Source organism: Providencia sp. PROV200 (assembly GCF_049901995.1).
GTDB lineage: Bacteria > Pseudomonadota > Gammaproteobacteria > Enterobacterales > Enterobacteriaceae > Providencia > Providencia rettgeri_E.
In genome coordinates this window covers 257,568-271,023 of sequence record NZ_CP096308.1, presented here as the reverse complement: position 1 = coordinate 271,023, position 13,456 = coordinate 257,568, and the positions used below count along the sequence as shown (strand labels likewise).

21 protein-coding genes are annotated in these 13,456 nt (G+C 50.2%); 2 read left to right on the top strand and 19 right to left on the bottom strand.

Features of this window, described 5'->3' with window-relative positions; translation table 11 throughout:
* Positions 1-241 precede the first annotated feature (241 nt).
* Genes M1E86_RS21410 through M1E86_RS21390 form a run of 5 tightly spaced genes read right to left on the bottom strand, consistent with a single transcriptional unit; the run spans position 242 to position 2,248 of the window.
* Positions 242-673, bottom strand: coding sequence for a hypothetical protein (locus tag M1E86_RS21410; RefSeq protein ID WP_042847127.1), 432 nt, complete (start codon positions 671-673; stop codon positions 242-244).
* 6 nt (positions 674-679) lie between these two features.
* Positions 680-934, bottom strand: a complete 255-nt coding sequence (locus M1E86_RS21405; RefSeq protein ID WP_042847130.1) for a hypothetical protein — start codon at positions 932-934, stop codon at positions 680-682.
* Entirely contained in the window at positions 931-1,488 is a 558-nt protein-coding gene (locus tag M1E86_RS21400) for a hypothetical protein (protein WP_042847132.1), read from the bottom strand. Before M1E86_RS21400 ends, M1E86_RS21405 begins: the two co-directional genes overlap by 4 nt.
* Positions 1,485-1,949, bottom strand: coding sequence for an ASCH domain-containing protein (locus M1E86_RS21395; protein WP_052219369.1), 465 nt, complete (start codon positions 1,947-1,949; stop codon positions 1,485-1,487). The genes M1E86_RS21400 and M1E86_RS21395 overlap by 4 nt, the downstream gene beginning before the upstream one ends.
* Positions 1,946-2,248, bottom strand: coding sequence for a hypothetical protein (locus M1E86_RS21390; protein WP_042847133.1), 303 nt, complete (start codon positions 2,246-2,248; stop codon positions 1,946-1,948). The genes M1E86_RS21395 and M1E86_RS21390 overlap by 4 nt, the downstream gene beginning before the upstream one ends.
* Before the next feature lie 326 nt (positions 2,249-2,574).
* On the opposite strand from M1E86_RS21390, the gene M1E86_RS21385 reads away from it, so the two are divergent.
* Both M1E86_RS21385 and M1E86_RS21380 read left to right on the top strand, forming a co-directional pair.
* The gene (locus tag M1E86_RS21385; RefSeq protein WP_052219370.1) at positions 2,575-3,624 is read left to right on the top strand and encodes an HNH endonuclease; all 1,050 of its coding nucleotides are present in this window, start codon (positions 2,575-2,577) and stop codon (positions 3,622-3,624) included.
* 151 nt (positions 3,625-3,775) lie between these two features.
* The gene (locus M1E86_RS21380; RefSeq protein ID WP_042847135.1) at positions 3,776-4,861 is read left to right on the top strand and encodes a hypothetical protein; all 1,086 of its coding nucleotides are present in this window, start codon (positions 3,776-3,778) and stop codon (positions 4,859-4,861) included.
* Positions 4,862-4,878: 17 nt separating this feature from the next.
* On the opposite strand, the gene M1E86_RS21375 is transcribed toward M1E86_RS21380, so the two are convergent.
* From M1E86_RS21375 to dinG, 14 genes are all read right to left on the bottom strand, one after another.
* Positions 4,879-5,208: a hypothetical protein gene (locus M1E86_RS21375; RefSeq protein WP_042847137.1), complete on the bottom strand. Its 330-nt coding sequence runs from the start codon at positions 5,206-5,208 to the stop codon at positions 4,879-4,881.
* The gene (locus M1E86_RS21370; RefSeq protein ID WP_166268107.1) at positions 5,205-5,978 is read right to left on the bottom strand and encodes a hypothetical protein; all 774 of its coding nucleotides are present in this window, start codon (positions 5,976-5,978) and stop codon (positions 5,205-5,207) included. The genes M1E86_RS21375 and M1E86_RS21370 overlap by 4 nt, the downstream gene beginning before the upstream one ends.
* Positions 5,965-6,543 carry a hypothetical protein gene (locus M1E86_RS21365; RefSeq protein ID WP_042847139.1) on the bottom strand — a complete coding sequence of 193 codons (579 nt, stop codon included), beginning with the start codon at positions 6,541-6,543 and terminating at the stop codon, positions 5,965-5,967. The genes M1E86_RS21370 and M1E86_RS21365 overlap by 14 nt, the downstream gene beginning before the upstream one ends.
* Before the next feature lie 108 nt (positions 6,544-6,651).
* A complete protein-coding gene (locus tag M1E86_RS21360) occupies positions 6,652-7,176 on the bottom strand; it encodes a hypothetical protein (protein ID WP_042847142.1) in 525 nt (174 codons plus the stop codon).
* Complete coding sequence (locus M1E86_RS21355; RefSeq protein ID WP_042847144.1) at positions 7,176-7,550, bottom strand: hypothetical protein; 375 nt, start codon at positions 7,548-7,550, stop codon at positions 7,176-7,178. The genes M1E86_RS21360 and M1E86_RS21355 overlap by 1 nt, the downstream gene beginning before the upstream one ends.
* 14 nt (positions 7,551-7,564) lie before the next feature.
* The gene (locus M1E86_RS21350) at positions 7,565-8,470 is read right to left on the bottom strand and encodes a DNA cytosine methyltransferase (RefSeq protein ID WP_080750912.1); all 906 of its coding nucleotides are present in this window, start codon (positions 8,468-8,470) and stop codon (positions 7,565-7,567) included.
* Between the two features lie 10 nt (positions 8,471-8,480).
* Positions 8,481-8,702, bottom strand: coding sequence for a hypothetical protein (locus M1E86_RS21345; protein WP_042847145.1), 222 nt, complete (start codon positions 8,700-8,702; stop codon positions 8,481-8,483).
* A gap of 22 nt (positions 8,703-8,724) precedes the next feature.
* Complete coding sequence (locus M1E86_RS21340) at positions 8,725-8,913, bottom strand: hypothetical protein (RefSeq protein ID WP_042847147.1); 189 nt, start codon at positions 8,911-8,913, stop codon at positions 8,725-8,727.
* Positions 8,914-8,924: 11 nt separating this feature from the next.
* Positions 8,925-9,329: a hypothetical protein gene (locus M1E86_RS21335; RefSeq protein ID WP_166268103.1), complete on the bottom strand. Its 405-nt coding sequence runs from the start codon at positions 9,327-9,329 to the stop codon at positions 8,925-8,927.
* A 13-nt stretch (positions 9,330-9,342) separates the two neighbouring features.
* Positions 9,343-9,672 carry a glutaredoxin domain-containing protein gene (locus M1E86_RS21330; RefSeq protein ID WP_052219372.1) on the bottom strand — a complete coding sequence of 110 codons (330 nt, stop codon included), beginning with the start codon at positions 9,670-9,672 and terminating at the stop codon, positions 9,343-9,345.
* A 177-nt stretch (positions 9,673-9,849) separates the two neighbouring features.
* Complete coding sequence (locus tag M1E86_RS21325) at positions 9,850-10,161, bottom strand: hypothetical protein (RefSeq protein ID WP_042847150.1); 312 nt, start codon at positions 10,159-10,161, stop codon at positions 9,850-9,852.
* Between the two features lie 57 nt (positions 10,162-10,218).
* A complete protein-coding gene (locus tag M1E86_RS21320) occupies positions 10,219-10,593 on the bottom strand; it encodes a hypothetical protein (RefSeq protein ID WP_042847151.1) in 375 nt (124 codons plus the stop codon).
* Between the two features lie 78 nt (positions 10,594-10,671).
* Positions 10,672-11,352 (bottom strand): hypothetical protein, encoded by a 681-nt coding sequence (locus tag M1E86_RS21315; RefSeq protein ID WP_052219373.1) that lies wholly within the window; start codon positions 11,350-11,352, stop codon positions 10,672-10,674.
* Between the two features lie 40 nt (positions 11,353-11,392).
* On the bottom strand, positions 11,393-13,453 hold the full coding sequence (gene dinG / locus M1E86_RS21310) for an ATP-dependent DNA helicase DinG (protein ID WP_072035186.1): 2,061 nt from the start codon (positions 13,451-13,453) through the stop codon (positions 11,393-11,395).
* Between the last annotated feature and the right edge of the window lie 3 nt (positions 13,454-13,456).

Genomic DNA, 13,456 nt, shown 5'->3' with positions numbered 1-13,456 from the left:
TACGTTGGTACAGCGATTCGTTAGGGATGGAGTGCCGGCGCTCCACATACTGCGATCGGAAGAACTATACCGGTATTGATACTCCGCCACCGGCATAGGCGCTGTTGCCCTGTATAGTTCCGCCTCCACAGAGGCCTTTTCACGGCGCGCAGTGTCCAGGTCTGTCTGAAGCTGAATAACCCAGCGCGCGAGCTCACCGGTTTCATTCCGGAGGCGGCTCAGGTCTTGAATCTGGTATTTGTCAATTTTGCCCATTAGCAGGGAATCCCTTTTCAGTGAAGAAAGCCAGCCCTTCGGAGTACATCTGCTTCAGTTCAGCAGAACCCGGCTCAGCAGCGCACTCCGGCGACCATTTCGCCATGTCGGCCAGACCGACAACCAGCTTTTTAACGATCACACGCTGAATGTATTCCCGTCGCTCTTCCAACAACCAGGCAGAAGCTTCAGTCATGTAGAAATGCAGGGTCTTGGCGAAGCCCACTCGCTCTGTCGTTTCAGCCCGGCCAGCCAGATAGTCGCAGCGTGCGATCGCAATGCTCAGACCATCTTCAGTGAGTGCATAAGCACTATCCCCCTCGGAGTGGGTTACACCGGACTTCATCACGCAGTAAGCATCTTTATCGCGCAACACCCAAAATTTTCCATTCTCGTGAACGATGTCTTTTTCCTGCATGGGGTATTACTCCTGCTTTACAGCCGAATCGAAGTCAGTTGCCCGGAACGAACGGCAGGTATTGAAGATTGCCCAGCAATTGGGACAGTTAACTTTTGCGCCACGAGGTGCGGGTTTGGTTTCCATCGCCGTGTCGCTCAGGCCACCATCAAGGCCGCACAGAGTCGTATAGCCGCCACCCGTGCCCAAATCCCCCACGGGCAAGTGAACATGCTCTTCCCCGCCGTCTTCCAGCAAAGTCACAACAACCAGGCGGCTCATCGGGCATCTTCCACGACTTTGAAGTCGATCACCCAAACCATCGGATTGGCCTCCCAGCAGTCAACGCCGTGGATAACCGACCACTTACGGGCGAACACATCGGCCAGGCAGTCACCGCTGCGGGTATCCCTGATAGAACAGCCTTCCCTCAGCGCATCGGCATCACTGATGTCGCGAAGGGGCTCAATACGAACCGCCGTAATCTCCAGCGTAATTCGCGACTCAAACTGCGTCATTTGCTGCGCCGGAAACCAGCGTTTAACTTTATTGGCTGAGCCATCTTCAAGGTCTGCACGATAGACCAGTCGCACACCGCAATCGCCATAGGTTTCACGGACCCACAACCGATCGCCTACATGCCCGAAACGACAGAAAAACGTCGGCCCAAACTTGGGGGGCAAAACCTTATCCACCAGCGCGCGCTGGCGTTTGGTCAGGGATTCCGGGAAGGTATCGAGGCAGATTTCTTTGATCAGTTGGCGGGTTTGCACCTTCTGGCCGCTGTGGATTGCCCGTACCTGTTCGTCGGTGAAATTGATAGGAAACAGTTTCATGCCCTTTCCCCCTGCAAACATGCTGCTTTGGTTTCGGTATCATCCGTATGCTCATTAGGTACGAGCAAGCTGAATACCGCATGTGGACGAAGGCCAGTCTCGAAAAAGCTCAGTCGGCCGCGAATAGACACTGGCTTCAGCGTCTTGGCATCCGCCAGCGTGAAGCCTTTCGGCCCGAAGAACCACGGAGATTCGCTCTCTTCGACACAGCCTGTGATTGTGGCTACGCCGACAATCGCGCCGTAAGATAAATACTTTCTTTCAGGCAGCATCAGGGAATCGCCATATTTGGCGCGCAGGATCTCCCGCGCCTTTTCCATGTCGGCTTTGGATGCCAGTTGCGCACTGGCGTGAATGAGCACCGGTCCGCGCTGGTGGGTGTTCCAGCTGCGGTTTTCGATGTCCTTGTGGCCGTGAGTGATAAGCCATGCCCACGGCTGTCGGATAGATAATGCTTTCATGCTTTGGCATCCTTCGCTTCGGAGCGCTTAGCTGCACTCAAAATGGCTTCCACCACGGATTGTGCGATAACGGAGCTACCCAGACCGCCGACATATTTCACGATCTGTTCACGGAACGCCACAGCACCCGGAGCGCTGATCGTTTGGCTTATTTCAGCGCGCTGCGCCGCATCAATCACTTCATTAGCCCAATCGCGGTCGAACCCTGGCATTGCAGGCAAACGTGACACAACATCAGACGGCAGCGCGTCGATGTAATCGCGCATTGCAATGACAACTTCCAGCAGTTCGTTTTTCATGTCAGATCCTTATCGCGCTGATGGCGCATAAATTATTTATGGATTGTGTGGCGGTGTTGCTTGCCGTGAAACCAGTATTACCCCACCCGTTCAGCTGACGAAGTTATTGAAGGCGCCTATTTTATTGCTTACCGATCTGATTTTTGGCATGAGGCATGAGTGATGTATAGAATGGATATTTTGTGTTGGAAGGTTTGGCACTCACAACCTTCCATACACTTTAATTTGATAGTTGTCATTCGCTACAGTTGCGTTAATGAATTATAGTGAACGTCGTAACGGAATCTGTTATTACTCAGCTCAATTCATTTTTGCTAGAGGGGCTTATGGAATTAAATAAAAATGGCTATCCAACTGGCTTGCTAGTGCGGGCGGTTTGGGACTGTTGTGATGATCTTTATGAAAAACTTGGCCGCGCTCCTAGCCGTCAGGAATTTAACAATGAAATACGAAAACGTGAGCCCCATCGAACTGGTATTAGCACTCATTCTCGGCAATGGGGAGAATGGATTCGTTTTCATAACTTTTCAACTTATGTAGCAGACATTCCGGGGATTATTCCTGAAGAAATGCTTCATCCTCAATATCTTCGTGTTTGGTATGCTGTCACTCAGCTTAGTTCTGCTTCAGCAGTGGATATTGTCAAATGGATTCTTAATAGCAATGCTCCGTTAAAGGAATCTGAAGTTCGTATTCAATTAGATGCATTAACAGTTAACAGCAAGGCCAGATATAGATATCTTGGTAGCCGCAAAAATGCACGTTCTGATCAGGGCAGCCCATATGACTTATTATTCCGTACAGGAAAATTGAGAAATACAAGATATGAGCTATATGTTCAGGAGCTTCATGGAGTTTGGGATATTAGTGATGATGGCAAAACGCCAAAGCGCATTATTTCCCCTAGGCAATGTGATCGCTTAGTTGTGGAAGCTAGGGATGAATTATTTGCTGATTTATCTGAAGAAGAAGTTGATTCCCGATTAAAAGCTTTACGTGAAGTTGTTATTCGACAAGGCCAGCCAGCGTTCAGAAGAAAGCTGATTGAAGCTTATGAGGGTAAGTGCGCTGTGACAGGGTGTTCTATCCAAGTGTTATTAGAGGCTGCTCATATAATTCCCTATGAAGGCCTCTGGCACACCCAAGTCCAGCATGGATTGTTACTTAAAACAGACATTCATACTCTTTTTGACCGAGGCTTGCTTTGGATTGATTCCAAAATGTTAATTAGGTTATCTGATTTGTTAGCTGGAACAGAATATGCAGAACTTGATGGGCAAAAACTAAGATTACCAAGTGATAAACGACATTGGCCATTAGAAATTCACTTGGAAGAACATCGTCAATATTGTAATGAAGAATTAAATGAAAATTAATATCTTTTTTATTCCTTATTTACTGGAACTCCAATCAACCCCCGATGTTCTGTTATGAGGAAAGCAGAGCTATCGTACTATCTTTGGCAGCCTTATCGTGCCAAGTATGGCATATTCAAGAGGGGGAAACCTCTGAAAGGAGATATAACCAATGTTTCGTGTTGATGTAGAAAATAAGTCATTAATCAAACTAAAACCAACAAGCTTTTCGGAGCTTGGGCTAAAGGAACGCTTTGATATTCAGGAGTGGATCGAAAAAAGTCCAACTATTTTAGGCCAGGAACTCCTTGTTATTGGAAAAGAGGTCACCCTTACTTCCAACAAGCGTCTTGATTTGCTTTGCGTGAATAAATCGGCAGCACTTGTTATTGTAGAACTAAAAAGGGATGATTCAGGCTCGTCCGTTGAATGGCAGGCAATAAAATATGCATCGTATTGCTCAAGCCTTTTACCCAGTGAGATTTTTAAGCAATACGCGTCGTATTTAGGTAAATCAGAATTTGATGCAACAAAAGAAATTGAGCAATTTATCGATGCTGATATCACGTCACTTAACACTAAACAGCATATTATCTTGGCCTCAAAGGAGTTCAATTCGGAAGTCATCTCAGCAGTATTATGGTTGCGAGAATATGGTGTAGACATTCAATGCACTCGCTTGGCTCCATATGTTGATTCCAATGGGGAGCTATTTATTAAGCCTGAAACGATTATTCCGTTACCGGAGGCTAAAGATTATATTGAACGAAAAGAAGTTAAGCAAAGAGTCATTGCTTCAAGTCAAGATGATTGGACTGGTAGTTGGTTCGTGAATGTAGGTGAATGCGAATATAGAACTTGGGATGATAATAGAAAATTTGGATTCATTGGCGCAGGTCAAGGGAAAGTGTATTCATCTGCGCTTAAGCGACTTGCAGTTGGTGACAAAATTTATGCTTACATGAAGGGATGTGGTTATGTCGGTTTTGGAGAAGTAACCAAATCAGCAGTTATGATTCGCGATTTCATTACTGATTCAAATGTTCCTCTTCTCTCTGCCGGATTAAAAGCGCAATACCCAGACGAAAACGCTGACAATGAAGAGCTTTCAGAATGGGTTGTTGGTGTTCGCTGGATCAAACAACTTCCGAAAGAGCAGGCGAAAACGTTTTCAGGCGTCTTCGCGAACCAAAATGTCGTTTGTAAATTACGGCATGAGCAGACATTAAAATTTGTACAATCCCAACTTGGTCAGTAAGAACTGCTAAGTTGGGACTATAACTGCCTACTTTCACCTTTCAGTTCGCTGATCATCTGCTCAGCCAATACCGCCGCAGAGCGCGCCTGGTTAATCAGCGCCGTGCTCATGCTGTCGTCCACTAGCTGATTAGCGCGCTGGTACATGCGAGCAACAAAGCGCTCCAACCCAGCGATTTCAGCCCCAGCCAGCAAAGGTGCAACGCCTTCAGTCAGCTGGTTAAGCGCTTCGTGCATACCGTCCACAAAGCCTTCGCAGTAGTCGCCGCTTTTACCTGTGCGATCGCTCACGCAGTCCATATCATCGCCATCCAACATCCGGCGCATCGTTGCCTTCAGGTTGTTCATTGGCCGTTCCCTACATGTTCCGCCAGCACAAGGAGGCGACGACCGACGGCCTTGACAACTTCCTGGCTAGTTTCACGCGTCATTTCCTGCGCAATGTTACCGGCATGGTTTGCCGCTGCGATGGTGGCATCCTTCTTGATTTTCCGCAGGCCGCGTTCAATCGCCGGGTAGTCCGTGTTGTGGAGAGCGTCGTTTGCGATCATAGCCGCAGTACCGGCCGCGCCTTTGTCCGTCACGTCGATGTGCTCAAGAATGGCCGCATGAGCATCTTTCAGCATTTTACCTTCAGCCATCAGCTGTTCCACTTCAGACGTCGGGATGTAACCTTTCGTCGGGCTGTTTTCCAGTGCAGGCATCAGTGCATAGCCACAAACCTGAGTGATGTGACGGCCCACGCTGTCTTCCGGCCCCACTTCGCGCAGGTCGGTCTGACTGGCGCGTTGCACGACGATACCCCAAACAACCTGGTCTGTTTCTTCAGGCCAGCCGTCACAGGCCTCTCCCCGGTAGTAGTCGATATGCTCTTCAGCGGCTTTTCGGGCTTTGTCGGCGCTGTCGTGCTCATCGTAACCGCCGTCGGTACTGTAGGAGAAAAACTCCAAACCGTCGGTCACGCGCTTGAGCTCTTCCACCAGATGGATGTTCTCAGCGCGCATCTGCTCGCCTTCAGTCAATTTGCGCGCCAGATAATTCACCAGCGGCTCGTTGACCTTCATGTCGCGAGGAATGCATTTGCCGTCCAGCAGACCTTGGATCTCAATTGGTGTCATCTTTCTTCTCCTGATATACCAGTTTGCCAGTCAAAATGGCGTCGCGGATGGTGTTGAACTCCTTCGCCCAATACTGCGAATCGACGAAAATTTCCAACTTGTTGTAGTCGTGCTTTTTGCGTTGAATGAAGGCCTGCGCGGCTTCGCGCGTGAAGTGTGCGTTGACGTATTCCCACTCCCAGACGTAGCCGGTTACGGTATGCTCTGGTAACTCGCCGAGCACATCCCATTGCTGATCGACGCGAATAGCCAGAAAATCAGCTTGGTATTCGGCCTGGCATTTTTGGTTGAGCTCGTTTCGCTCGTCCGTATCCAGGTCATCCCAGTATTCTTGGGGGCTAAACCAGCGAGCATCATCTACGGCCACCAGCCGGTCTTCGATGTAGTCCATATCCAGCCCCGTGATCAGGCGTTTCTTTTGAACGACGAACAACGGGTCTGCGGTACAGTGCTCATCAACGCCTTTGCCGACGCAGTGATATTTCAGGCGGGAGACAAAATCAGCCCAGGTTTCCGCGTTTAATGGCGCACCGGTCGCGAGCGAGGGTTTCTGTTCAGTAGTCATTGTTTCGTTTTTCCATCCAAAGGGCGCTTATATTCCACAACCAGTATCGCCCCGCCCTCTCAGCCAACGAAGCTATTGCAGGTACAAAAAAAGGGGCTTTCGCCCCTGTCATTTGCAACATGACCAGAAATGTTTGGCGTGCTCTCCTGGCAATGTATATTGCTTCAGCGGCGAGACGAACTCAGTCAGCAGCGGATCCCTCATCCAGACGTTGAACAGCGTCGTTAACGTGAGCACTTCATTTTTAAAGCACTCACCTTCAGCCAGATCGCGCGCGCGGATGCGGGCTTCAGGCGACAGTGTTTGCCCCGCAATCTTCTCCAGAAAATTCACCAGTTCTAAAGGGATCCGGCCTAGCGATGATGGTGCAGGTGGCTCATTTAACAGGTGAGTGATGATTTTGAGCCAATCATCATTGTTAACGACCACCAGGGGGATATTGCCAGGACGGAAATACTCAACCGATACAGCCCCGCCGTCATAGGCCTTAACCGTTGCACAATCGGATAAGACAGCCCTGTTTTTGCCTATCACATAATACCCCTGGTGATCGCTGTGCGTGCAGGTGTGAATTATCCGCAGCCCCGCTTCCAGTATCTGTTCGCTGGTGGTTTTAGCTGGTGAGTGGCTCATTACTGCATATCCTTTTTTTCCTGCCGACGGTATAGCGCTGTAACGATGAACACAATCAGCGCGGCCATAATGAGTGGGTTTTTAAACGGTGGTTCAAAGGGACCGAAACCGATCACGATCGGCCCGCCAAGGGCACACGCCCACAGCGATAACCAATAGATGGTTTCAGGGAAGTTCTCTCGGACAGAAGGCCTGGAAAAAATGAGAACATGAGAAACCAGCGCAATCGCGACTCCCATCCACAGTGAGTTGATATCCAACGCTCCCAGAATTCCCGCGACGCCTGCACCAAACAGTGCGTATGCCAAAGCGGCATACTGAACCAGCATGGCAAGTTCCCGACGGTCGGCTTTTTGCTCTTCCGTTAATTTCATCTTTTTCTCCAGGGTTAATGAATGAGGGAAAACTTATCGCTAACCTGCGCCATGTAGCGGATCATCTCAATCCCTACCCACTCGCCGACGTAGGTGCTGACACCGTTACCGATCTGCTTATACGCGGAGGTATCGCATACCGGGAATTCAAACCAGTCTGGAACCCCTTGCAAACGTGCATATTCACGCACTGAATACGGACGCGCTCCCAGAGGGAAACGTTTATCAACGACTAATCGTGTCGATTTATCCTTTGCATAGTGAGCTACACACGTCGGCGCGATATCGTCTTTGGCCGGGTCGCTAATGATGGGTAAATCGCGATATCCGCCCTGTAGGCGTGTTTCTACCGACTTAGGGATACGAACATCCGGGTTATCCTCTAAAATCGCGCTGAGGGGGATTGGGCGCGTATTTTCCGGCGGGCGGATATCGAACGGGCGTCGTGTGCCAATGATGATCAGGCGGTGCCGACGCTGCGGTACCCACAGCTCAGATTTCACGGGGCAGAATACCTGAATGAAATAGCCCGCCAGCTTGGTCATGGCTTCCATAACGACCGGGAAAGCCTGCATGCCCGGCACGTTTTCAATGACATAGAACTCAGGCCGGGCGACAGCCAGGTGGCGCAGTGCGTGAAGGAATAGCTCATCACCCGTTCGCGTGCCGTGGATGTCGCCGATCGTCGAATACTTCGTACAGGGATAGGTAAACGACATGCCGTGGCAGCTATCCTGCTCCAGCACCATTTCCTGTGTGATATCGCAGTGTTTGATATGGTCGCCCAGGTTGTGGCGATAGGTCTTAACGGCATCTTCGTCCAGTTCGAAAGACTGGGCGATCTGAATACCGGCATTCTTCAGGCCGATATCCATCAGCCCGGCACCGCAAAAATAACTGTTCATCAGAACTGGTGACATTCGACTTTCCTCAGAGATGGTCGATGATTTCTATGGCTATGCTCAGCCATATTGCACAGAGAGAAAGTGACAACATCACGCGGTAACGTTTAGGAATGTCATTCTCGCTGTTGAATTGAAAAAGGGCCCAACCGAATATCACACTCATCAGCCCAAGAAGAAAATAACCCAGGGTAGCGTGCCCTTCTGGTGTTTTACCGATAGCCGATAAAATCTGGTTTAAATGGCCCATTAATGACAAATCGCCTTAAGGTCTAAGCAAAGTTAATCCAAAGAATTGTGGCAATTGCACCCAGCCCAGCAATTCCGCCCGCCACCATCAGACCCAATGATGGGCGAGGGATACAGCACGCTACGACGAAAAAGAGGATGAAAAAGGCCAACATAACAATGGCAAAGGGTGAAATGCCACTCGCTCCTGATACAAAGTCGTGTACAGTCATTATCGATACTCTTAGTGATTGGTTTGACGTTCAGCGGCATACAGGCGAGCCAGAATGCCATCCAGCGCGCCATCCAGCGCTTTGTAAAACGAATCTGTGCCAGCCATTTCGTCACGCATATCCAGCAGCGCTTCCAGCTCGGCATCGTCGATCGGCTGCACGGCATTGCTGGTGGCCGACACTACTTCGCCCGGATCAACAGGAACCCCGGCTTTAAACAGTACGTCGATAGCGTCCTGTCGGTACATCACCGGACGGCCGGAAGGCGGCGTCCAGTTGATAGGCTCCAGCATCACTTTCATTTCGACTTTTGCATCCACCAGCGCTTGTGTCAGCTCGGCGAGCAAGACAACGTCAGCCCCGCTTGGTGGTTGAAGCCCTAAGGCTGGAGGGATTGCGACGGTTTGATAGCTCACGGCATTCACCTTCTTACTTGGCTTCGCCAGGAGCCGAAAACAGTTCAGGCTCGCGCATCTCGATCATGACACACATCCGGGTATAACCAGAGATAGCATCGCCTTCTGGCTTTCCGTCAATCAGCGCCTTGATACAATCGGGGCGATAACCCGACCAGGACACCGCTTCGCCTGCATCAGGCTCCACCAGCACAACCGGCGCAGACTTGAAGCCCATATTGCGGAACAGCTCGCGATGAATTTCGATGCTGCCTTCTACGAACTCAACACCGTTTGCGGCCAGGCGCTCTTTGGTCATACGGCAAGGCTGGCAATTTGGGAGGCTGAAGATAATGACTTTCATGGTGACCCCTGTTATCGGTTAGTTTGTTTACCTGCAACCAGTATCCCCTCCCCCCAACGGCTGACGAAGCATTTGACATAAAAAAAGCACCTCGAAAGATGCTTTTATTTTGGTATTTTAAAACGCCAGGCCCGCATGATGTTTGGTGGAAAAATGGGGGGCGCTGCAACCGTGCTTTTACTGATAATTGGAAAGTGGTTGACCGATCATCCCAGTGACCTTCAACAGTTCTCCAGCGGTGACTGTGCGCAGCATTTCGGAGCGCCCGAACTTAACGTAATCCTCACGGGACATGGTTTTGTAATCCGGATGTGGCCTGTCGTTACAAAGCTGCCAATTCTGGTCAGCGCTATCGCGGCGAAGCACGAAGACATCGACCGACATGTGCAGGCCAGCGCCAAACATTGCCGTAGCAACAATTTTTGCCTGCGAACCATCATTGCGCTGAATAAGCTGTTCCGCTTTGGTGACCAGTTCTTGTTCTTTCATTTTTCGTTCCTCAGCTGGTGGTTGTCATAAACAGGGGGAACCCCCCTGCCCTATTGGTTATGGACGGTCTTCCAGTGCCAGGATCTGTTTATCAATCGCCTGAAGCTGTGCAGCGAAACGCTTTTCGATTTCGTTACGCAGTGCCTGATAGGCAAGTAGCTTGGTCGAATACAGCGGCAAGCCACCGTAGAATTCAGTTGGGTTACCGGCCGCGCCGTGTGAGTTAGGTTTTGACCAGGCCGGATAAATAGCAATGGTTTCACCTTTGAACGAACCGATCTTGGCAGCGTCGTAGGTAAAGCCAGTAGTTTTACCTGAAGCCGGGATAGCAATATCAGGCTGAACCTGATCAGTAACACGCAGAGCAGCAAGAAGAGTTTTCATGATGATTCCCTTATGTTGTTTGTTTTGTTTACCTGCAATCAGTATCATCCCACTCCACCCGCTGACGAATAGCTAAAACAAAAAAAGCACCAAAAAAGGTGCTTTCTATGCATAGTGGGATTTGCCTTACAACGACAGTTCGTTAATCCTGCCCTCCGGCCGTTTACCCAAGGTCGTCATCTCGCCGAATTCAAAGAGGCCGCAAATCTCTTCCCCGATCGGAGCCACCAGCACGCGCCAGCGACCTGTACCATTCTCACCCCAAAGCTTAACACCAGCAGCGTCCAGCTCTTCTTCTGTGGCGAAGAACTTTGCTCCTTCCAGTTTATCGACAGCGATCAGTAACTGGCTATCTACCGTAAAGCATATCCCGTGCTGGTTCATGAAGAACAAACGACGTTGTGCATCACGGGTAGAGATAATAGTTTCCCCGTTTGGTAGCGGGGTGGCTGAAGTGGTTTTCACACTAATCAACCGCCCTGCTTTCTCCAGTCCACCGATCAGGATACCTACGGCATTGGTCAAATCGCTGTAAGGCGGTAAACCCACCAGCTTTTGGAAAGCCATACGTTCATCGTGTGTTTTCAGCTCCGTAGTGCGAGTATGAATTTTACCATCGTCGTGATCGGCTGCGCCCTGCTCTGCCAGAATTTTTTGCAGCATCAGGTTGCCTGCTGTCCCAGGGTCATTCCACAGTTTCTCGCCCTTCAGTAGGTTTTCGGCAAACAGGCTGCTTGTGGAAAAAGGTGCGGGCACTTTGCCTACAAACTGAAATACCACAGTGATGACACTTTCATACTTTTCCATTACACACCTATTCATTCGTTTTGTTTACCGAATGATACCACTATCTGATCACACGGCGAAACGGCGGAAGCGAGTCGAGAATGTTCTGGCCGTACCGTGTGTTCTTGATGCGAGAGTCCAGTATCGTCACTGCACCTGTATCGGTCTCGGTTCGGATGAGTCGCCCCACAGCCTGGATAAGTTTGATACACGCCTGAGGAACGGTTATTTCTTCAAAGGTGTTACGCCCCGCCTTCTCCATCCACTCAGTCATCGTCTGACTAACCGGATCGCTCGGTACGCTAAATGGCAGCTTGGCAATAATCACGTTATCGCAGTAATCCCCAGGCAGGTCCACGCCTTCACTGAAAGAGGCCATGCCGAAGATAATGCTTGGCTCGCCACGATCAATACGCAGCTTATGACGGGAAACGATTTCCGTTTTCGGCATCGTGGTCTGCATGAGGATGTGCTCTTTGATGTCCTCCGGCATACCCTCACACACCTCTGTCATTTGCTTGCGGGATGAAAACAGCACCAGACATCCTTTACGCCGTAACATCAGCTTAGGCATCAACTCGATCAGCTCATCGGTATGCGCCTCGGCATTCTTTGGGGTACTGCGCATCCTGGGTACGAACAGAACACCGTTGTTCTCGTAGTCGAACGGGCTTCTCGCCAGCAACGTTGGCGTGTCCATTTTCAAACCCGCTTCATTCAGGTAGGCATTGAAGTTGCCCATTGTCCGCAAAGTCGCTGAAGTAATGATCACCCCATAGGCTTCGTTCCACAGCTCTCTATCCAATTGCTCACCAGCATGCACTGGGCTGCTATGAATAATGACCTCGGATTTATTGTCACGCTTGATGTTTACCCAGCGCGCTACCGGTACTGCAAACTCACCTTTCTTCGCCGGGGCAGCAAAACGACTCATCGCTTCAAGCAAGTTTTCTACACGGTTCTTTAAATCACCGATAGCCATTTTGTGGCGGGCATTATCCTCAGCGACAATTTTATCGCCTGCCTCATCAATGATGATTATCATTTTCTCAACCAAACTCTGCATTTGGTTTGCCAGGTACAGCCCGTTTTTAAACAGTGCGCGCACATCATTGGGTACGTCACCTTCAGGGAACCGATAGACGTCAATGTTACCGTGGTCGTTCCGGAAGTTGAGTGAAGATAAAAGAGTTCCGCGAACTGTCATCATCTCGGCAGCCGTGTCCGATGCCAGCGCCACCAGCTTGTAAACGTGGTCATTCATCTTCTCACCGTAAGGGGTCTGCATGTCCATCACCATGTCACTGACGTCACCCAACCAGCGCGCCGTGTTATCCAACGAGGCATTTGCGGCAAAGTGCTCAATGGCCTTACTTGTAAGGTGATGGCCTTCGTCGAAAACGTAGATGGTTTCTTTCGGCGGTGGCAGGATGACACCACCACCCAAAGACAGATCGCTCAAAACGATATCGTGGTTAGCTATCACCACATCGACTTCTTCCAGTCGGCTACGCGCGGCAAAGAAGGGGCAGTTTTTGTAATGCGGGCATTTAATCTTAGGGCACTGGCTGGCGACCGCATTAACTTTGTTCCAGGATTTGTCGGCAAGCTCCAGCGGATATGTATCACGCTCACCATTCCAGTCACCACTTGCGAATTCGTTACCCAGACTCGTCATGTCGTCGCGAACGTAACCATACGCATTATGCTCGGCATCGACGTGCGCATCGTAGCGCAGTCGGCAGAAGTAACGGCCACGACCTTTCGCCATAGCGTATGAAAATTTAAGACCGCCCTGGCTTTGGATTTCCGGCAGGTCTTTAACGACAACTTGCTCCTGAAGCGCCACGGTTGCTGTAGACAGAACGAGAGTCTTTCCCTTTTCCATCGCCAACGGGATCAGCGGCAGGCAGTACCCCAGCGTTTTACCGGTGCCGGTACCGGCTTCAACTACACCGACAATAGGCTTGTCGTTATCTTCGGGAATGTTGGTAATGATGGATGAGCAAAAGCGGATCATGTCTTGTTGACCAGCACGCGGCTTCAGTCCCTTGGATTCCAGGAAGTTGCTGTATGCTTTTGCCGTTTGTTCTTCGGCGGTCAATTTGGTTTTGCTGCTCATCGT